Origin of the sequence: Streptomyces sp. NRRL S-350 (assembly GCF_000719705.1) — a bacterium.
Lineage (GTDB): Bacteria > Actinomycetota > Actinomycetes > Streptomycetales > Streptomycetaceae > Kitasatospora.
Window position 1 is genome coordinate 1 of record NZ_JOHO01000231.1, and the last position, 249, is coordinate 249.

1 protein-coding gene is annotated in these 249 nt (G+C 77.9%); it reads left to right on the top strand.

Annotated elements, in window-relative coordinates:
• Positions 1–249, top strand: a 249-nt coding sequence (locus IF30_RS42980; protein ID WP_037903304.1) for a hypothetical protein, incomplete at both ends; no start/stop codon positions are given.

The following is a 249-nucleotide window of genomic DNA, read 5'->3' on the forward strand; positions in this document are numbered from 1 at the left end:
TGCGCCGACTCGCACTTCCCGTGGGGCACCACCGACACCCCCGTCGCGAGCCGCCCGGCGGCCCTCGAACGCACCCGGCAGCGGCTGACCGCCGAACAGACCTGGCCGTACGACCCGGCGACCGCCACCGGGCTCGGCAGCCTCCTGGTCTGCCTCGACTGGCCGCGCGAGCCGGTCCCCCCGACGCCGCCGGCGCACCGCAAGCTGCCCGACGTGCCGGTCCTGCTCCTCGGCGGCGACCGGGACCTG